Annotated in this window: 14 protein-coding genes; 1 reads left to right on the top strand and 13 read right to left on the bottom strand. The window is 45.1% G+C overall.

Annotation, left to right across the window (positions count from 1 at the left end):
• Positions 1–61: 61 nt before the first annotated feature.
• On the bottom strand, positions 62–619 hold the full coding sequence (locus BGP76_RS05090) for a HEAT repeat domain-containing protein (RefSeq protein ID WP_147407377.1): 558 nt from the start codon (positions 617–619) through the stop codon (positions 62–64).
• 251 nt (positions 620–870) lie between these two features.
• Here BGP76_RS05090 and BGP76_RS05085 point away from each other — a divergent pair, with 251 nt between their 5' ends.
• On the top strand, positions 871–2,403 hold the full coding sequence (locus BGP76_RS05085) for a 7TM diverse intracellular signaling domain-containing protein (RefSeq protein ID WP_147407376.1): 1,533 nt from the start codon (positions 871–873) through the stop codon (positions 2,401–2,403).
• Between the two features lie 119 nt (positions 2,404–2,522).
• On the opposite strand, the gene BGP76_RS05080 is transcribed toward BGP76_RS05085, so the two are convergent.
• The 12 genes from BGP76_RS05080 to BGP76_RS05025 form a co-directional block, all read right to left on the bottom strand.
• The gene (locus tag BGP76_RS05080; RefSeq protein WP_119843844.1) at positions 2,523–4,130 is read right to left on the bottom strand and encodes a PepSY domain-containing protein; all 1,608 of its coding nucleotides are present in this window, start codon (positions 4,128–4,130) and stop codon (positions 2,523–2,525) included.
• Complete coding sequence (locus BGP76_RS05075) at positions 4,127–4,435, bottom strand: hypothetical protein (protein ID WP_073118699.1); 309 nt, start codon at positions 4,433–4,435, stop codon at positions 4,127–4,129. The genes BGP76_RS05080 and BGP76_RS05075 overlap by 4 nt, the downstream gene beginning before the upstream one ends.
• Before the next feature lies 1 nt (position 4,436).
• Positions 4,437–4,766: a hypothetical protein gene (locus tag BGP76_RS05070; protein WP_073118701.1), complete on the bottom strand. Its 330-nt coding sequence runs from the start codon at positions 4,764–4,766 to the stop codon at positions 4,437–4,439.
• A gap of 13 nt (positions 4,767–4,779) precedes the next feature.
• Entirely contained in the window at positions 4,780–5,499 is a 720-nt protein-coding gene (locus BGP76_RS05065; RefSeq protein WP_119843843.1) for a DUF4198 domain-containing protein, read from the bottom strand.
• Between the two features lie 115 nt (positions 5,500–5,614).
• Positions 5,615–6,865 carry a DUF4374 domain-containing protein gene (locus BGP76_RS05060; protein ID WP_119843842.1) on the bottom strand — a complete coding sequence of 417 codons (1,251 nt, stop codon included), beginning with the start codon at positions 6,863–6,865 and terminating at the stop codon, positions 5,615–5,617.
• Between the two features lie 16 nt (positions 6,866–6,881).
• Positions 6,882–9,236: a TonB-dependent receptor gene (locus BGP76_RS05055; protein ID WP_119843841.1), complete on the bottom strand. Its 2,355-nt coding sequence runs from the start codon at positions 9,234–9,236 to the stop codon at positions 6,882–6,884.
• Between the two features lie 812 nt (positions 9,237–10,048).
• Complete coding sequence (locus BGP76_RS05050; protein ID WP_119843840.1) at positions 10,049–13,573, bottom strand: SbcC/MukB-like Walker B domain-containing protein; 3,525 nt, start codon at positions 13,571–13,573, stop codon at positions 10,049–10,051.
• Positions 13,560–14,777 (bottom strand): exonuclease SbcCD subunit D C-terminal domain-containing protein, encoded by a 1,218-nt coding sequence (locus tag BGP76_RS05045; protein ID WP_073118711.1) that lies wholly within the window; start codon positions 14,775–14,777, stop codon positions 13,560–13,562. Before BGP76_RS05045 ends, BGP76_RS05050 begins: the two co-directional genes overlap by 14 nt.
• A gap of 272 nt (positions 14,778–15,049) precedes the next feature.
• The gene (locus BGP76_RS05040; protein WP_119843839.1) at positions 15,050–16,672 is read right to left on the bottom strand and encodes a hypothetical protein; all 1,623 of its coding nucleotides are present in this window, start codon (positions 16,670–16,672) and stop codon (positions 15,050–15,052) included.
• A 127-nt stretch (positions 16,673–16,799) separates the two neighbouring features.
• Positions 16,800–17,666, bottom strand: a complete 867-nt coding sequence (locus tag BGP76_RS05035; protein WP_073118715.1) for a DUF5777 family beta-barrel protein — start codon at positions 17,664–17,666, stop codon at positions 16,800–16,802.
• A gap of 1 nt (position 17,667) precedes the next feature.
• A complete protein-coding gene (locus BGP76_RS05030) occupies positions 17,668–18,216 on the bottom strand; it encodes a YceI family protein (protein ID WP_073118717.1) in 549 nt (182 codons plus the stop codon).
• Positions 18,217–18,258: 42 nt separating this feature from the next.
• Positions 18,259–19,050 (bottom strand): SprB repeat-containing protein, encoded by a 792-nt coding sequence (locus BGP76_RS05025; RefSeq protein WP_119843838.1) that lies wholly within the window; start codon positions 19,048–19,050, stop codon positions 18,259–18,261.
• Between the last annotated feature and the right edge of the window lie 207 nt (positions 19,051–19,257).

Genomic DNA, 19,257 nt, shown 5'->3' with positions numbered 1-19,257 from the left:
GCTGTTTTTCCTTGTCATCAGCCTTACGGGTTGCAGAGTATATGCTACACTCCCCCCTTCCTTACATCACCTGTTTGTCATCTAGAAAATCACTGAGATCATCGAATATCTCCTCTACTTCTATCTTTTTGAGCTCATAGAGTTCGTCATGTTTGACATTGTTGCTATAGTGATTCCAGTGCTTGGTAGCCTTTTTGATGACACGATGGGTGATATCAAAATCTTTGTGATCCAACAGATCCTTGGCAATCATCGATACCTTAAAATTACCAAATAGATAAAGCTTGAAAAGCGCTACATAGTATTCGCTGACGTCAAAGCCTTCTAATACAGATAGCAACTCTCCTACTTGATTTTGATTCTCCTGGTCTTTGATCGCCTCAAAGACTGCTGCTAGTCCTCCTTCATTATCCTCCATCAGCCCCAGCGTACGGGCTGCCATGTAGCGTGATTCTGGGTTGGCATTTTTGAGTAGTACGATCATGGCCTCCAACACCTCTTGGGTACCGATTCGAGCGAGCGAATCTGATACTTCGTATGCCTTGTCTCCGAGATCCCCAGAGAGCTTATCTATCATTGCTCCTATATCCATGATTTGTATGTCGTAATCAAATGCCAAAACTAGCACAAGTTGATAAAGTAGCAAGCATTACTGTTCTCGAAAGAAGCGCTAAGCTCAAATCTTCTCGCTGAAAAGATTTGCCAGTTGCCATCGTCTCTCCTAGATTTGCTCTCGTCAGGATAGAATCAATCCAGAACACTATAACTACCTGACAAACAACACCTGCCATAATCCCTAGCATACTTTGGCCACTGGTCGTTTTGTATGTGTTTGACATTAAGTTTATAAACCAAATCGTGAGGAATATCTTGAGATTCGTAAAGGTCATCGTATTATGTCTAGGTATTGGGTTAACCGCTCAGGACACGTTTGCCCATGATGCTACAGGTAAAGATACTCTTGGCCGCATCACACCAACTTATCTGCTCGTAGATACTGCTGCTGATTTGCCAATAGATACGGTAGTGAAGATGTTCGCAGAGGGAAAATTCCAACCAGTGAATCGCGAAATAATCAACCTACCTATCAAAGACTCTGTGGTTTGGCTCGCCTTTAGACGTCCCTTAACTGACCAAGCCCGCCAGTACCTCAGTCCTGGCAGTGAGTCTACCATCTGGAGAGCTACCTTATACACTCTAGATACTGTGGGTCAATACCAACCCTATTTTCACTTTGATCATCTTAGAAGTGATACACGACCCGATGGTCTGCCATTCCGAACTGTAGCCATCCCGCTACCAGACAAGCTCAACGATGACTTGCTACTACTACGCCTAGCTGCACGCAGACACCGCAACTATATCCTAAAGACTGGGGATCTCTCTACGATGAGTCATTACCAACTGCACAAGGACACGATTCCATTGATATTCATCGGTTTCATGTTATGTATATTCATCTACAACGTATTTCTGTTCCTATCCACTCGCGATATCGTATTCCTACCCTACCTACTCTACTTGCTGTTTGTAACCTATGCTGTTCCGTTTCATAATGGGTACGTTCTCTTCAGTGAGGAGTGGATGTGGCAGGGCAACCCTTTCTATACCGTTTGGACAGGCATTGGCTACCTCACAGGCGCCATATTCGCGATTCTCTATTTGGATCTCAAAAACACCGCCCCACGATTTCGGGTATGGATCATACTACTCACTTTCATTTTGGTCGTGATCGTTCCATTACTAGACGTATCCAGGTGGTTTCATGTGGGTATCATGGCCAAAATCGTCTCTACAACCTCATTAGTATTCAATCTTAGTCTTTGGTTTTCGGGATTGTATGTATGGATCAAAGGGCGCATCGAACATGCACATTATTATGTTTTGGGTTGGCTATTTGCCATAGCTGGCATGGTACTTTTCATTTTATCCACCAACGGCATCATCCCTTATACTGATTTCGTAGAGCAGTCATTCTTTTATGGTTTTGCTATCGAAGCGGTGTTGTTCGCATTTGCGCTTGGTGACAGAATGAATGTCCTCAAGAAGGAGAAACGTGCGTTGGAGGTAGAATATCTAGACTACACCAAAGAACAAAACTGGCTACTGGCACAGCAATCCTTCATGAACTCTCACCTACTGAGAGCACCACTATCACGTATTTTAGGATTGCTAAACTTGCTCAAATTCACGCACAGCAAAGAAGAGAGTGATCTCTACATCGAACACATCGAGCGTTCCACGGTAGAGATGGACGGGATCGCCAAAAAAATGTCTGTCATGCTAGAAAAGGAAGGCTACATGAACCAATACGAAACAGAGTTTAACGAAGTAAGGAAGAGCATATACGAGGGTAATGAAGAGGAACAGGGCGATGGCGGTCAGCAGCACAACGAATCCTAAATCGCAAGGATGAGTAGAATAATTCTTGTCCAGAAGAGAGCTACGAACTTTCCATTGGCTATTTGTATTCAAGTAAAGCATCAGATCGTCTGATCCACAAAAATTTCTCTCCTACAACATCACACCAGCTCTGCTACAGACTCTTCTTTGTCCTCAGGTATAGCAGCGTTCGACTCTGTATTCTGACCCTGCTTTTTGTTCAGGTTTCGATAGGCCAACCACGCCAGTGCAGACAGCCCTATCCAAAACAGATCTATGAACAACACCTGATCAGCACCTTCTCTCCAAGAAATCCATATCCACTGCCCCGAACTGATGCCATTAGCGATCGGCACCAATAGTCCTATCAGACTACCAGACAACAAACAATACTTGTTCGTAAAGCCTATGTCGCGCTTGATGATAAATAAGACCGACGCGAACAACCAAGTCAGGAAGTAAACCGAATAGATAAAGGGCTTTCCATAGCCATCAAAAAGTTTGACTGCTACAAAGGTAAGAGCCGTCACTGGAAACATACTGAGGCATATCGCCATGTAGATCTGAGCCACCCATAGATTAAATTTCCGTTTGCGTTCAGGAATACTCTGCTTCTTGCGCGCTACGAGCCATATCATGATCCCAGAGATGATAACAAAACAGGACACGATTCCCAAGAAAAAAGAGACAATCCTCAGCGCATAGCCTCCATAGTCGCCATAGTGCAGTCGATAGAGCCAGTTCTTGACTCCATCCATATAGCTCGCAGCGACTAGAGGACTTTGCTCCTCGATCACCTCTCCAGTAGCGACCTGATAGATACGCTTGCCAGGCCCGGTGAATTTCACATTTCTATTCATCTCCCCTTCTACTGCGACATGCATGGTCGAATCACCATAGTTGAATATGTGCATGTGGTTAACATCAAATCCTGCCCAGTCCTGACTTGTTTCGCGCACCATGTCGTTGAAACTAAACGAACTACTGAGCGGCTGATAGCTGTATTCGAAGGTAGGCTCACCATACCCTAGATCTGCATAAAACTGCTTTTGATCCCCATCGTAAAGCACAAAAATACTCGGCGCGATCAAAAGCGCTTTGATCATAAAGAATGCACCCGTGACCGCATATACAAACTGAAACGGGAGTCCCAAAGTCCCCAAAGCAGTATGTGCATCTGTCCACATGGCTTTGAGCTTCGCCCATGGACGAAACAGGAAGAAATTGCTCACGATCTTGTCCCAGTGCACGAGTATCCCTGTGATGATCGCAAAGAGGAAAAACAGTGCCGTAAAACCTGACAAATAATACCCTACTGGGTGAGGTATCTGTGCCATAAAATGCAAACGATAGAGAAACTCCCCTAGCGAATAGGAGCTCGCATAGCTAGCCGTCTCTGTAGTTTTCATATCTAGATAAAAAAACGCACGAGCCTTGTCCGCTTCGCTCGCCAGGGAATCATGAGAGGCACTGAGGCTCACGCCTATTCTTCGCTCCAGATAGTGCTTGCTAATCGATACATCTCTACCGTGTAGGTTGTAATGCTGTGACAAGGAGTCCATCGCCGCATCGAGATCCATATCGATACGCTCGGTCTGCTCTACGGTATGCCCTCGCTCCCAGTTGACGATATCGTCTCGAAAGAATGAAAATGAACCCGCAAAAAAGATCACAAAGAGCAGTACACTTATGACAATACCACTAACGGTATGGAGGTGAAAAAGGATGTTGTAGACGCGATTACTCATAGTGCAGTTTCGACAGTAAAATAGATTTTATTCACATAAACGAGGATAGAGAAGAACCCCGTTAGCAAGAGATAGATTCCCCAGGTCTTCCACCCATTTCGTCCCAGAAAAGCGATGATCATCAGTGCGACCCACAGGATAAACCCCGTATAGGTCGAGGTAATCAAGACTGTTCCTTTGTCCAGCCAAGTAGCCAAAGCCAAATGAACAGCGGTCGTTAATAAATATCCACCGAGGATGGCTGCTGTGATCTTAGCCATGCGCTGATGGATAGCTTTGGTCAGGTGTTTTGGGTTTGCAGGCATATTAGAAAGTGATTTCGATCAGGAGAGAAACAAGTGCTACCACAGCGAGACTGCGGTAGCCTATAATACGAAGTGGTGTCAAGAGGACGATTAGACTACCTACGGTCATCAACGTGACTAAAAAGAACAACACGCCCGCTACCGCACCCCAGTGCGCTATCGCAGGGAATATCGCGGTGATGAGACATATAGCTCCTAGCGACTTAGCCGGCTGCTGTTTCATATACATCCATCGCTCCACCCGCAGGGTACGTGATGGGTAAGCGCGCTCCGAGGTTTGATAGAAAAAATAAAACCCAATAGCTACCAATATAACCGTCAATGTCACCATAGTCCTTGTATGATTAGTTCTGAATACTGTAGGTCACACAGTTCCATACGAACTGATAGTCTTCTCCTCTAAACGTACCTGGCACTTCTTCCTTGGTCGTCGTTTCGATAATGTACTGGGTACCCTCCCATGGGAGATCAAACGAGACCAAACCCGCTTCATCAGTGTGCAGCGTCTTGCTCCACTGATCTGCGACGAAAACCGTCAGTTCATTTTTAGCCAAAGGCTCTCCCTGAAACAATACACGCAGGGTCACCGCATCATCAGCTGACGCGACACGCTGAACAGTAATACCTGTTTCATTTTGTGCAACTGTATCTGTATCCTTTTTACCTACTTGGATATTGGCTATACTATGGTAGTGGGTTTTAAAGATCCCAAAATCATATTTGGTATAATCGATCACATCGATGTTGGCATTGTCCATGATCACCGTGTGTGTTCCTTTCGATTTGGGGGTATATTTGGCGAGATAGTAATCTTCGGTAGCGGTTACTTCCAAGGGTATTTTGTTTCCCTTGGGGTCGACGACCCACAACTCAAAATCTTTGACACGCTCAAAGGCATCCTCCCCGATCTTCTCTTTCACCCCGTAGGTATACTCCCCAAAGTAGACTTTGATTTCCTGTTCTTGATTGGCAGTACCCGTCGCATTGGTTTCGATCCAGAGGTAGTGTGCAAAAGCAGTCGATGAGACCACTAGCAATAGTGCTAAACTTAATATTTTCTTCATCTGTATATACTAATTTGTCTGGGTAGTTAGCCCAACAGGCCATCGCCCTATGATTAAAATAAGGTTGCCCTGACCGAAATCAGGACAACCTACTATTCATGGAATATGTATTGTCTTAGTAAAGCAAGTTGATCGATTTGGCATAGTTGCCATCTATCTCGGCACCCTTCACTGCGGTAGCCGTCTCAGGATCTATCTCATAGATATAAGCCTCGGTTGATGTTTCGGTCTTATAATTACACACGTTGATGTACACTCTGCCATCATGTACCATGTGAGCGACTCCCCATCCGCCACCATTGGCTGGGATATCATCTATGGGTGTTACGGTCTGGTTTTCTAAATCCGCTACGGCTAGATAGCAAATGGGGGTTTCTGGATAGACGCCAAAACTTGCACCATAATAGATTGGGTTGTTAGAGTCTTCTTTGATCATTTTGACAATCATTTTGCCATTACCAGCATAGAAGGCTTGGTTGATTTTGAACCCACCACTAGCCTCTTCGAAGTTGAAGAAGTAGCTGTCATCAAACGCTGTCTCACCGTTTTGGATTCTCAAGAAGCCTGATGGATTAGAAGGTACAGGTTTGAAATATGAAGCTGATCCAGAAGTTGAAAACGAGTAGATGTCACCGTTTTCTGTTTCCATAATAGCATTTTCGCCAGAATACAATCCAATATCAGAGGTGCGGTCATCCGTAGCGATGTTTAGCAACTCCATCTCTGGGTAAGAATAGATCGCCACACGGGCTTGATTAGAGTTAGGAGTAGAGAATGCTGGTGCTTCTTCTAATTCACCTGCTCCCATGAGGTAATAGGAGATATAGAGTTTGTTCTTTTGTCTAATCATACCTGTAGGCCAAGCGACTAGCCCCTCTTCCTGACGCTCGTCTATTTTGGTATTGAACCTGCTGATGATAGACATGGTATTTAAATCAATCGTATAGAAAACTCTATCCTCAAACCCAGCACGTGTCACACCTGCTACCAACGCTGTGTTCTCATCTATCTCAGCGATACCATATACGCCGAGTTCGGTGATGAATGAACCTACATCTGTCAGTACACTATCTATCATTCGATAGCCAGTCGTCATGTTATCACTCGTATATCCACTGGCCAAAAGCGTGTTACCTACTTGATAAAACGACATCCAAGCAGGCTGTTCGACACCTCGTCCCACTGGAGAGATCGTACCCGACATCAAATCATCCGCTCCTACTAATATATCAGTACCAGACTCCGCCTCGATCCCCACGATCAAGTGTGACGTAGTGGCCGAACTTCCATCATCATCTAAACAAGAAGTCAAAACGATGGTTGCGCTGAGAACCCCAGCTGCTATATTCAAAAATTGCTTTTTCATGATCTATTTCTAATAATTAATTTTTGCTAATAAAGTATCTGAGCTTTAAGTTGAAGGCTCTACCAGGGTTTTGCTGGTTGAAATTATCGTAGACTTTGGCATCAAACATATTCGAAACCAAAAACGATACATTGTACCTCCCGTTCTTGAGCGAATAGGTCAATTGTAAATCATTAGTCAGTCGTGATTGGATCACTGACTTGTCCTGAGATGCCAGACTCTCCCACTTGAGATAAAAGTCATGCACATAACGGTTGATATTGGTGATGGTCAACTGATCTTCCAAACCTAGAAGATTCGAAATGCTATAACTCAGGATTAGATTGCTATAGATATATGGCTCGTTGGGCAAACGGTCACCATACAATCCAGACGCCTTATCACTGTTTCGTAGATCCAAGTATGTACCCCCAAAACCTATAGAGAACTGGTCTCGAATCGCATAGCGCAAGGCCAAGTCTATGCCTCGGGCTAGGACACTTTTGTCATTGACATAGGTGCTGCGGTTCAGCTTAGGCTCGAATCGTATGTAGTTTTCACTATCTCTCACAAAGGCATTCAGCTCGAACATATATTGGTTCTGTCGCTGAGAAATAGAATTGAAGCGTATGCCGACATTGTAGTTGTTGCTAGACTCAGGCGCGAGAGACGGGTTTGGGATGACATTGAGTCCATCACCATACATCTCATAGGACTCAGGAAATCGAAATGCTTTTTCAAAAGAAGCTTTCACCTGAAAGTTATCATTGACGAAAAAGGTAGACGCCAAGCCATAACCTAACCTATTTTCTTTGGTCTCGAAAAACTCCGTTTCCTCTCCATCATAGCTAGCGATATTGCTCTGGATCAAATAGTCATAGTTTTTGGCAAACAAAGTGGTACTCAAGCGATCCGCCAGCATCGTATGGGTATAGCCTAAACCTGTCACTTGTTTGTTGACTATGTTGGGATTACTAAATTGGGTATTGTTCTGTGGTTGAAAATCATCACGCCCCTGTAGTTCCATTCTATTGATCGAATAGTTCACGGACAGATTGTGATTGGAGCTAATGGCATATTCTGCATTGGCATTTGCCAAAAAATTAGTCCTATTGAGATAAAAGTGCGTTTTTCGTCCCAGCTCCCCTGTCGTCACATGCACATCTGGTCTATAGTCCCCAAACCAATCGTATTGGTTCGAACTCGTGTCTACGTACTCTTCGTTCGCGTCTAGATACACGGCATATCCACGTACGTTTAGGTCTTTGACAAACAAGTCTTTTTTGCGATAGGACAAGTTGAATATCTTAATATCAGACTGTGTCTCTGCTTCCCCCACTGGGTAAGCAGAAGTGCCTGTTGCGTAGGGGTTTTGCTGTAGTTCTTTATAGTTACCAGACAAAACCACGCCTACCATCAGTTCATCTGCATACGACTTATTCATCACCCCTACTTCTGCCCATACCATTTGTGAAGAGTAAGCATCATGAAACCGCTTTACTTCGGTAGTCTCTTCGTCTAAATTACCTGTTTCGGTGTTTAAGATATTGATATCTATCGGGTAGTCATTATCTGAGTGGTTGTAGAAAGATTTAACCCTAAAGGTCAATCCTGTTTTTTTATCATGCCATTGACCATTGAGTGCCCCCGTCTGCGTATTGAATGATCCATAGGAGAACGATGCATCTAGATAACTCATCGCTCGGGTATCAGTCACTATGTTGATCGCCCCACCCAAAGCATCCGAAGACAAATGAATCGGGACAGCTCCTTTGTATATCTCTATTGTACTGATCAGGTTGGCAGGAAAATTATTGAGACTCAAAGAAGAGCCGAAATAGTCCATCGGTACGCCGTTGATAAATGTCCGTACTCTATTGCCTGAGAGGCCATTCAGTGAAAGGTTAAAATTAGAGCCCATCCCTCCGTTTTGCCGGATGTTGATTCCTGACACGCGGTTAAGAATTTGATTGACATCAGCACTAGAATTTTTCAATGCTTTCGCTTCTACCACTGAGACGGCATACGCTTGCTCTCGTACTTGCGTCGCTTCAGATTTACCAACTATAGTAATCTCCTCTAGGCTGGTCGAACTAGCCTCTAGGTCGATATGGACTTGATGGGATTGTCCCGCTTTGACGAGGAGTTCTACAAACTGCTCCTCAAAACCAATAGCAGATATCTTAAGCTTTTGACGACCTGAAGGAGCTGAGTCTATACGATATACCCCTTCAAAATTCGCTGCAGATCCTAGGCCAGTCCCTACGATCATGACGGTAGCTCCAGGTACTGCCTCACCCTCACTATCTTTGACCACACCATGGATCGATTGTGCTTGCACATGTAGCGTTAGAACCAGACAACTGGCAAATAGTAGGACTGACTTATACATTACCTTTATTTAGACTCGATTAAAATAAGGTGCAAATGTATGCCTGACTCTCCCTAAAGCACAATCCCTAAGAGTAGTGAATTTTAACCACACAAAATCGCCTACCCAGTTTCAACTGAATAGGCGACCGATACGTCCTAGAGACCTAAAGCAGGGCTAAAAAGTCTCTGAATAAAAAGTAGATTATCAGGTTGGGACACTTCGAGTGTCATCTATTGTAACACCTTTGGTGAGAACTCTTCACCTAGCCCAGAACAAGCCCCTACTGCAAGCGAATGTTTTTAAACTGAGCGCATGATTTTTATTAGGCTCGATTGTGTGATACAATCAGGCTTTTTGATTCTACCGTCCTCCATAGTGATCACCTCATTCCTAGGCTATGGATAACCCCACCAGTGCGAGATCCGCATCGTTGGGGTAAGCGAACTTAGATTCATTGTATTCCATATAATCCCAAAAAAAGAAGCCGTCACGGAGAAACCATCAATTACCATGATACAATAACGGCATCATTGTTTGGCAGACTTCCCCATGAGGACAATAAGGTCTCGTCACATGCCCCTCAAAACCTGCGCAGACTTAGCCTCAAAACCGCGCAGACTTTGTCCCAAACCCGCGCAGACTTTCTCTCAAACCTAGGCAGGTTTACTCCCAAACCTAGGCAGACTTTCACACAAACAACAGCAGGTTTTCTCACAAACTACACTACGCTTTGACGTAAACCCGCACGGGTTTTTGGAGGTAGATCAAATGGTCTTCCATTAACGAGGTTACTTAAAGTAACCTCGTTAATGGACAGTCAAAGTATCCAATCAACCCACCACCGATATCGTGCTATGGCCGGCTGCATTTAGGTCTAGGACGATCTGAGTGGTGATGCGCTCTTTGAGTTGCTCTACGTGGGAAATGACGCCTATACTACAGGCGGATTTGTATTGGAGTTGCTCTAGCACGGTCAGGACGGTTTCCAAGGTATTTTGATCCAAGGTGCCAAACCCTTCGTCAATGAACAGGCTCTCTATCTTGACATTCTTGCTGGCCATCTCTGACAACCCAAGTGCTAGGGACAAACTGACGATAAATGATTCTCCTCCGGACAGTGTAGATACGGATCGCTCGGTATCGCCTTGCCACTGGTCTCGGATATAGATGTCTTCTTTGTTGGTATCATTGGCGTCTTTGATCAGTACATAACGATCACTCAGTGTACTCAGATGTCTATTGGCTAGGAAGATGAGATGCTGTAGTGTCAAGTTCTGTGCGAAGGTGCTAAATACCTTGCCATCTGCCGATCCGATCAATTCGGATAGCTTTTTCCATCTGGCAAACACCGTCTGCTGGGTTTTGATCTCAGCTCGAAGTGTTTGATTCTTGGATTCGTTTTTCTCGTGATCCGCTAACTTGAATTCTATCTCGTTGATTCTTTTGAGCAGTGCTTCTTGGGCGGTATTCAGCGCTTCTATCATGGCTATAACAGCCTCATGGTCATAACCATTGGGTAACTGGGCAGTTTGGCTCTCAATCGACTGGGACAGGCGAACAATCTCTGCCTGGATCGTTTCTCTTTTGCGATCTAGCGTGCGGTCTTTCTCTTCGATCTCCTCGACCCGAGAGGGAGACAACAGGCACTGACGCAGCTGCTCAATAGACTCTAAGTTGAGCTTTTGGACGACTCGAGAGAGCGCTGTAGTAGTCGTATCGAGCCGTAGCTGCTTGTCTTTTAGTTCCTCCTCTCGTGTTGAGAGAGAGGTGCTCAATGCCTGAATACTCTCCGATAAGCGCGCATTCTCTATTTTGGTATCGTTGAGCTGGGTTTTGGTATCGTCCATTGCTTGAGCCAAGGCCGCTTGTTCTTGCTCTGGATCTTTGGTACCGAAGGCTTCACTTCTCTGTTTCTGCTTTAGTTCCAACTGCTTCTTTTGGGCTGTCTGTACTTCTGCTTTCTTAGTAATATGGGTATTACTCTCTGCAATGGATTTGGTAACTAAATCTTCCTCTTTTGCTATCGTTTGTAGTTCGGACTGGATCTGCTGTAGCTTAGCCTGATTTTCTTCATACTGGCGGGTGGCTTCCTTGAGCTTATCTAAGTTCGCACTGCCAACAATCTCACTGTATGGTGCAACTTCAGCTTTGTAGAGATCAGCGGCTTGTTTGGCCTTCAGTGCTGCAGATCGAACGGTGGCCATGGCCATGTGGTCTTGTTGCTTCTTCTCCTGCTGGATCAATCCCTGGAGCTCCTCCTCCGCCTCGTGAAGTAGCAGCTGCGCATCTGATACAAAGGCAGTCCTCGCTAGCGCTGCTAGGTCTACCGACGTGTCTACTGCCAAACAAAGAGATTCGAGTTCGTCCATCATGCTTTCATAGGCTGATGCCAATGAGGCTTGCTTGTCTTTCGCCTCGGCGAGTTTCTCTTGGGTAGACTTGATAGCCGCTTGTTTTTGGATCAACGCTGTACTGATCGTCTCCAAGTCCAGCTTGGCACGCGTCAACTCTTCGGCAGTCTTGCTGACCGAATGGGTATAGTGTGTGACGAATGGATGCTGCTCAGAGCCACACAATGGACAGGGTTGATGTTCAACCAATGCTTCTCTATCCTCTTCGTATTTCGCTTCTAACTGCTGGCGTTGATGCCTGATTTCCAACTCTTCAACAGTTAATCCTTTAACCTCCTGTTCATGGCTTAATCGATCCACCGATTCCTTTAAATTCTCAAGAGCCAATGTGTCTGAAGCTATTTTAGCAGTGACTTGCTCTAGCTCTACTTGATCTGATTGGATGTGTTTTGCCTTTTCGTGCAGTTCCTTATACGCATTGAATCTATGTCCTAGTTCTTTAACCTGATTACGCTGTTTCTCGACCTGTGCAGGAATATTGTTTGCCCCTTGATATCCAGCCGTCAATTCGTCGATATAGTGCAGGATCTCATCTGGCTTCTTCAGTTCCTTGACAGCCTTGGATAGATCCTGGTCGTTGAGCAGAAGTTGATCTCTCAATCGATGGCAATCACCCGTTAAATCTTGTGCCTGTTTATATTGCTTCTCCAGGCCAGACAAGGCACCTGACAACCCTTTTAATCCTTCGTTTTCAGTCAGATACAGCGCACAGTTGGCCCTTGATGTTGTCGTGGCATCTTTTCTCTCCTGCAGTTGAGACAGTTCCAAAGTCTGCTCGTCCAACTTGGCTTTCAACTCAGCTAATTCAGTAGATTGATTGGCAAGCAACCGACCTTCTTCGGCTATTTCAATATCCCATCGCCTGACTTGCTCCCATATTGGCTTTTGGGCGTCCCGCTCTTTTTCTTTGGTGGATAGTGCTAGAGCGAGCTGTTGGATATCGATCTGTAACTGATCCATTGCCTTTTGCTGCGTACGCTTCTGTTCGGCATCTCGATCAAGCCCATGAGTCATCTGCGCCGTATCCTTGGCCAAGGATTCATATTGACCCATTAGTTCCTGATGCACAGCTACTTTACGATGCTGATGTAGAAGTTGCTTTTCCTCCGATTCAAAAGCCAAGATTTGCTGTTGCATCTCTTCCTTTTCCTGTTGTTTTTGCGTCAAGGACTGTTGATCCCTTTGGATGAGTTCAAACAGCTGCTTGGATTGGGTAGATTGGGCGAGTTGCTGCGCGTTGGCTTTCCTTTCTTCCTCCTTGGCCTTACTTTCTTCTTTTAATTCTTCTAGTTGGTCTTCTGACAAAAGCTCAATTAACTCCACTCCTTTTTCTAGCAGCTCTAGCTTGTCTTTCTCCAGTCTTTGCTTGTCATAGGCAGCCATACCGATCTCTCGGTATATGGTGGTGCCTGTGATGTTCTCTAGCAGTTTGCCTCGTTCGTCTTTACTGGCTTTTAGAAACTTGGCAAACTCACCCTGTGCGAGCAGCGAAGACTTGAGGAACTGCTCAAACCCCAGCCCTATGATCTGTTCATTGTGTCTAGGCACTTCGCTCTTTTTCAGATCATAAAACTCACCCGTCGCTACATCGGCCAGGGTCATTTCATAATCGGCAAGGTTGCCGCGCTTATTGATTCTAATCGACCATGACGATCGGTATTCCTTTTCATCGACGCTGTATTCTACCTCTGCATAACTGTCAGTGGTGTTTCGCGTGCAGATCGCGCCACTTTGTACCAAGAGGGTTTTAGAGACTTTCAGTGTTCTGGGAACTTGATTGTACAGCGCCAGACAGATGGCATCCAGCAAGGTAGTCTTGCCAGCACCGGTAGGGCCAGTAATCGCAAAGATGCCATTCTCTGACAGTGGTCCCGACGCAAAATCCACCTCATGTTCCCCCTTGAGGGAGTTCAGGTTTTTAAGTCTCAGCTTATTGATCTTCATTCTTTGCCTCGTTCATTTCTTTCAACAATTCATTAAATGACTCCTTGTACTCCTCGTGCTCCTCTGCTGGCACATTGGCCAGCCTTTTCTCAAAGACTTCCTGCGGTTTGAGATCTTCCAGTAGCTTGTTTTGTTGGAAAAAGTCTCCGGTATCTCCTTTTCCCTTTTTGACCGAAAAACGGTACTTGAGTACTTCGACCTGAAACGTACTCTCTGACATAAAAGCTTCAAAATCCATCCTCAGTTGGGGTGAGTGCTCCTCCTCCACAATCTCGACCTCTGCCCAATCCACCAGATTGGACTTGGATTCATACTGCAGTAGCGCTTTTTGTAGTTCTGCAAAAGTGCCTTTGAATTTCACCAGTTTGCGAGCGGGGTGAAGTGGGATGATTTCTTCTATGGTCAGCTTTTCGTTGACTAGGTTCAATAGCACGACACTTTTCTGGTCCTTTCGCTCCGAGAAACTTAGAGGTAGTGGAGATCCCGAGTACCGGATCATCTCATTTTTGCCGATCACCTGTGGCTTGTGAATATGCCCCAAGGCTGTATAATCAAATGATTGGGGAAATTCATTGGCATTGACCGCCCCTAGATTACCGATATTGATGTCTCTTTCGCTGTCTGAGGTAGTCGCCCCATGAGCAAAAAGGTGCCCCATACCTATGCAGGGCTTGGTGTCGTCATGCAACAGCGCCTCAATCGTATCATAGAACTGCACCAAGCCATTCTTTACTGACTTTTCACTATCCGATGCATCTTGCCCTGCTACACTCTTTCGGACGTCCTTGTCCCTGAGATATGGGATGGCTGCCACATTCAGGACATGCTGGCCATCCTTGTCCAAGACTCGGACGATCATGTCGCTCAAGGACTCGGTCACTCCACCAATCGTCGTAACATTGACCATCTTCAATACTTCTTTGGGTGCATTCAGAGTCGAGATGGAATCGTGGTTTCCTCCAGTGACGATGGTATGTCTACAACAGGTATTGAGCAGTCGCTTGATGAAATTGTAGTACAACTCTTGCGCTCTATTGGATGGAGACGGCACATCGAAGATATCGCCAGAGATCAACAGTAGCTCTACCTTATTCTCCTCTATCACCCCAATCATCTCATCCAGCATGTATTCAAACTCCTCGTATCGGTCTTGGCCGTAGAGTTTTTGTCCAATGTGCCAATCAGAAGTATGCAGGATTCTCATTCGTGTGTGTTTGGAGAGTGATAAATCAACGCTCTATTCATCAAGCGAAGACGATCAAAATTAGGGATAATTTGATTCTACTCGAGATTTAAACGATGAATATCGAATGATTTTATAAGGCTATAACCAACCGACCCTAGGCGAAGGGAATTAGACGCTCCCATCCTAATCAGCATCTCCATAAATAAAGAAGGTGTGCTCCGACAATCCAGAGCACACCCATTACATGTAGCTAGCGACTACAGTTCAACTTAAATTATCTTATACTACAACTATTCTGCTGCTACAGTACTGTTGTTGATGATAGGCCAAACACCCGGGCTGGGTACGCTCACGCCTTTGTTTTCTCCTCTGTCGCTGTCTCCCCCATAGTAGTATACAGGCCAGCCTTTGAAGGTAAGTTGCATCTCACCGAACACTTCGATTTCCCCAAAGTCCGCCGCGTCCATCGCTGCAGGGAGTTGGTCTACCGTCACATGGTATATAGGCCAAGAGCCGTCGTTGCTGAAGTCCTCGTTGGTGAAAGTATTGGTGTCTTTGCTGTCGTTGTTGAATGCATACAACGTTTTGCCCCAAGCACTGGTGAAGTAAGTCGTTTCGCCTTCTCCCTCAGTGTAGTCCTCTAGATAGTTTTTGCCATCCGCACCGATGAGCTGTCCTTTGGCTAGCATGATGCTGTAGTCTTTCATCACATACCATACACCCCCTAGTCCTTGGCCTGAGGCATTGCCTACTGCGTCTATCACACCATCACCCGATTCGGAGTGATAGTATAGCGGCCATCCTTTGTAGGTCGTGATCATGTCGCCATCCTGCTCGATGTTTTCAAAGTCCTCAGCATCGAGTCCTTCACCTACTTCGATATCAGCGGTATAAAACACAGGCCATGAATCAGCACATCCTCCTGTACAGTTTCTAGTACCCGCTACATCTTTGGCGAAATAGTACAGCACATGCCCCTCAGCATCAGTCAGTAATTCTCCTAATGCATTGTCCGTACTCAACATTATGGTCGTTTCTACTATTACTTCCTCAGCCGCTGCTAGGTCGGTAGTAGCCACAGGCCACACACCCGGTGCAGGCACACTCACGCCTTTGGTATCACCTCGGTCTGTATCCTGACCAAAGTAGTACAACGGCCATCCTTTGTAAGTCAACTGACTCTCACCGAATACATCGATTGATCCAAAATCATCTGCATTAATAGAAGACACGACTGCTTCGATCTCTTTGGTATAAACTGGCCATACGCCATCATTGGAAAAATCACTCGCCGTAAAATTATTGGTATCCTTGGTGTCATTCGTGAATATATAGAGTGCGCGACCGCTTGCATTGACAAAATAAGATGTGGCACCCTCTCCCTCTACATACTCCGAGGTATAGTTCTTGCCATCGACTCCTACGAGTTGTGTATTGGCTAGCATAATGGTATAGTCAGGCTTGGCTACATGAAATGCAGATCCAGCACCATCACCAGCAGTACTACCAGCCGTTTCGATCACACCATCACCAGATGGAGAAAAATAATACAGTGGCCACCCTTTGTAGGTTGTCTGTTTCTCCCCATTGCTATGGGTGATACTGCTAAAATCAGTCGCTTCTAATCCCGTACCAATCACTGCATCTTCAGCATAGTATATTGGCCAAGCATCAAGACATCCGTCCAAACAAGCACTAGTACCTGCTACATCTTTGGCAAAAACATACAACGTGACGCCATTGGCATCTGTCAAAATTTCGCCCAAAGCAGCGTCATTAGACAATTGAATCTTGGCACTGGCCGATAAGTCTGGCTCCTCTGTATTGTCATCACTACTACACGAAGTGACAAATACTATAGAGGCAAGAGCCAACATAAGCCTAAGGCTAAATTGATTTACTACATTCTTCATTGTTCTTTACTTTAAGTTTAAATAATAAGGTTTTGTTTAATTTTTTGGACACACCTATGACCCTGACACATCCAGAAAATTCTCTGGACGCATCAGGCATGGGTCATTATTGGTATAAAAGAGTGTTTTAGTTTACCTGAAAAGTTCTTGAGATATTGAAACCAAAGTGGATTTCACCCTCAAAGAAGTCGTTGGTGGTTTGTGTGATAAAGCTACTCGGTACCATCGCAGTAGCATTGGTAAACTGGAGTTGAAAAACATGCCCTCCAGTCTCTATGTCAAAACCAATAGCCAAGGCATTGGTCGTTGTATTGTTGAGTGGTTCGAACTGATAATAGTACTCTACGCATAGGGCCACACGCTGAGAGAATTTGACACGTCCACCGACACCCATTGCTAAGATGTCATTGGTATCATCCTCTTCACCTATCAAGTTGCGATGCACCCAGGTAGGCATGATCTGAAACGACAGCTTCTCATACTTTCGCGCAATCAGCAACTGATGTGTAAAGGACAGTTTGTCTGTGAACGCCAGATCATTTTCGGGATCCTTTAGCGTCTTGATCGCCATAGAGCTCAGCCACGTCGCAGATATAGGCATGCTCCCCTTGCCCGTCGACTGACGTAGCACACGATACTTCGCAAAGCCATCATAGGTCTTTTCGAACGAGTTTCGTCCCAATCCTACGTACAACCTATCCGTCACGGCATACTCTAACCCGATTCGTATCTGTGCATAGTCCAGTCCGAAAAGCTCATAAAACCCTCCATCAATGGTCCCGAAACGATGCGAAATCATAAAATCCATGACACCTTTCTTACGTGTCTCAATCGAGTGACCATTGATCAGTCTCGTACCTTTGAAAGTAGCCTCTACCAGCATCTTTTGATCTGCTTGCTCCGCTTCCAAACTAGCCAGTAAATCATCCTGAGCCCAAAGTGCTGAAGAATAAGCCAACACGATGATTCCTGCGAATATTTTCTTGATCATCATCTTATCGTGCGAATTTGAATGAAGCCTTTACATCGACAAACTCCGCAATGTTCTTGATCACCAGTGTAGGAATCTCAATGTCATGCTCCGCCACCGATATTTCAAAAGCCGTTTTCGCTTCAATAGTCGAGGCTGTCACCTTGAACTCTACCCTGGTTTTGAGCGGTTTCTTGACACCATGGATTTCCATCTCTCCATCAGCTTCTGCCGTATAGGTTCCTGTTTTGGTCAGGTCTAGGTTGGCATAGTCCGTTATCTTGCCCTTAAATGTTGCCTTAGGATATTTCTCAGACTCTAGATAATTCTCGTTGAAATGCTCTTCCATCAAGCTCTTGTCAAAGTGAAAGCCTTTGATAAACATAGATACCGCTAGGGTTCCTTTTTCCAAATCTATGGCTCCCAATACTTCCTTGTTGACTGCTTCGATATCTTCCATTGGCGCTTCCGAAAAGAAGGAAGCAACCCCTGCGCGATCAATTAAGGTATTTTGTGCCATGGCTTGAGTCATAGCAAACAACGCGATAACAAATAGTAACATTTTTGATTTCATAGGGTATTATTTAAGTTTATGTAAATAGGTTTTTGTTAGTTTCTAGTTGTCCAGTGCCCCATCATCTACCCAACAGGCTATTTGATCGATCTGTGTCTGTGACAGGGTAGATCCTTTGGGCATGGATCCGTTGGCCGTCCTGGATTTGATACTGCTGGCTCTGGCTTGAATGGTTTCGAATGATCTAAAATCAGGAAAGACACTTCCGTTGTGACAACCCGAAATCGCGCAACTATTCTCTATGATTCCCTGGATCGTGCTGTTATAACTCACACCAGACAGAACCTCTACACTTTGACTGATTTCACACCCTAGCTGATCCGCAACCACTACAGTATGCATTCCTTTTTCTAGACCAGAAAACACATGATCCGCCTGTGCACTACCATTGTCCAAAGTGTACGCATAAGGTTCTTCCCCACCAGATGCCACGATTTCAATACTTCCATTGCTGCTACCACACCCTGCATCATTGGTTTTCACCTCATCAAGATTAACGCCACCAAGATTGGGCACTATCACGTTTAGTTCCGCAGTACAGTCATTGACATCAGTCACTTCTACTGCATATACACCCGCTTGGACGTTAGCGAACACACCATCGGCGTTGGTACCAACCCCAGAGTCAAAACTATATGGAGACTCACCACCAGTTGCTGCTAGCGTAAAGCCACCATTGGCAGCACCGCACCCTGTACCCTGTGTTTCTAGTAGCTCCACGACAACTGGAGATAATGAACAGTCTATTGTAGGAGTCATTTGGTCCCATGTACACGACATGGTACTGGCAAGCAATCCAACATAGACTGTGATAAAAAGTAAATTTCTAATCATGGCTTATTTTTTCTTTAGTTTAGATATTAGGTCATTACAAATTGTATTATTACGTAATCTGAAATTTGTCAGAAAACGCACTATTACAACATTACATTTTTCACATATTACAAATCCCTTTACAACTATTCATTCACAAATAAAGGCTGAGACACACTCCTGTGACTAGTACTATTCCGCCGAATCTGATAACTTTTCCGACACGAT

The organism is Reichenbachiella sp. MSK19-1, assembly GCF_003590315.1.
Taxonomy (GTDB): Bacteria; Bacteroidota; Bacteroidia; order Cytophagales; family Cyclobacteriaceae; genus Reichenbachiella; species Reichenbachiella agariperforans.
The sequence above is the reverse complement of the archived record's forward strand: the minus strand, read 5'-3'. Positions and strand labels throughout refer to the sequence as shown.

What these genes read in the sequence shown, in the direction of transcription:
- BGP76_RS05060 (WP_119843842.1), bottom strand. Translation starts at nt 6,865, where the DNA reads ATGAAAAAGCAATTTTTGAATATAGCAGCTGGGGTTCTCAGCGCAACC.
- BGP76_RS05075 (WP_073118699.1), bottom strand. Translation starts at nt 4,435, where the DNA reads ATGCCTGCAAACCCAAAACACCTGACCAAAGCTATCCATCAGCGCATG.
- BGP76_RS05030 (WP_073118717.1), bottom strand. Translation starts at nt 18,216, where the DNA reads ATGAAATCAAAAATGTTACTATTTGTTATCGCGTTGTTTGCTATGACT.
- BGP76_RS05025 (WP_119843838.1), bottom strand. Translation starts at nt 19,050, where the DNA reads ATGATTAGAAATTTACTTTTTATCACAGTCTATGTTGGATTGCTTGCC.
- BGP76_RS05040 (WP_119843839.1), bottom strand. Translation starts at nt 16,672, where the DNA reads ATGAAGAATGTAGTAAATCAATTTAGCCTTAGGCTTATGTTGGCTCTT.
- BGP76_RS05070 (WP_073118701.1), bottom strand. Translation starts at nt 4,766, where the DNA reads ATGGTGACATTGACGGTTATATTGGTAGCTATTGGGTTTTATTTTTTC.
- BGP76_RS05080 (WP_119843844.1), bottom strand. Translation starts at nt 4,130, where the DNA reads ATGAGTAATCGCGTCTACAACATCCTTTTTCACCTCCATACCGTTAGT.
- BGP76_RS05045 (WP_073118711.1), bottom strand. Translation starts at nt 14,777, where the DNA reads ATGAGAATCCTGCATACTTCTGATTGGCACATTGGACAAAAACTCTAC.
- BGP76_RS05065 (WP_119843843.1), bottom strand. Translation starts at nt 5,499, where the DNA reads ATGAAGAAAATATTAAGTTTAGCACTATTGCTAGTGGTCTCATCGACT.
- BGP76_RS05050 (WP_119843840.1), bottom strand. Translation starts at nt 13,573, where the DNA reads ATGAAGATCAATAAGCTGAGACTTAAAAACCTGAACTCCCTCAAGGGG.
- BGP76_RS05055 (WP_119843841.1), bottom strand. Translation starts at nt 9,236, where the DNA reads ATGTATAAGTCAGTCCTACTATTTGCCAGTTGTCTGGTTCTAACGCTA.
- BGP76_RS05035 (WP_073118715.1), bottom strand. Translation starts at nt 17,666, where the DNA reads ATGATGATCAAGAAAATATTCGCAGGAATCATCGTGTTGGCTTATTCT.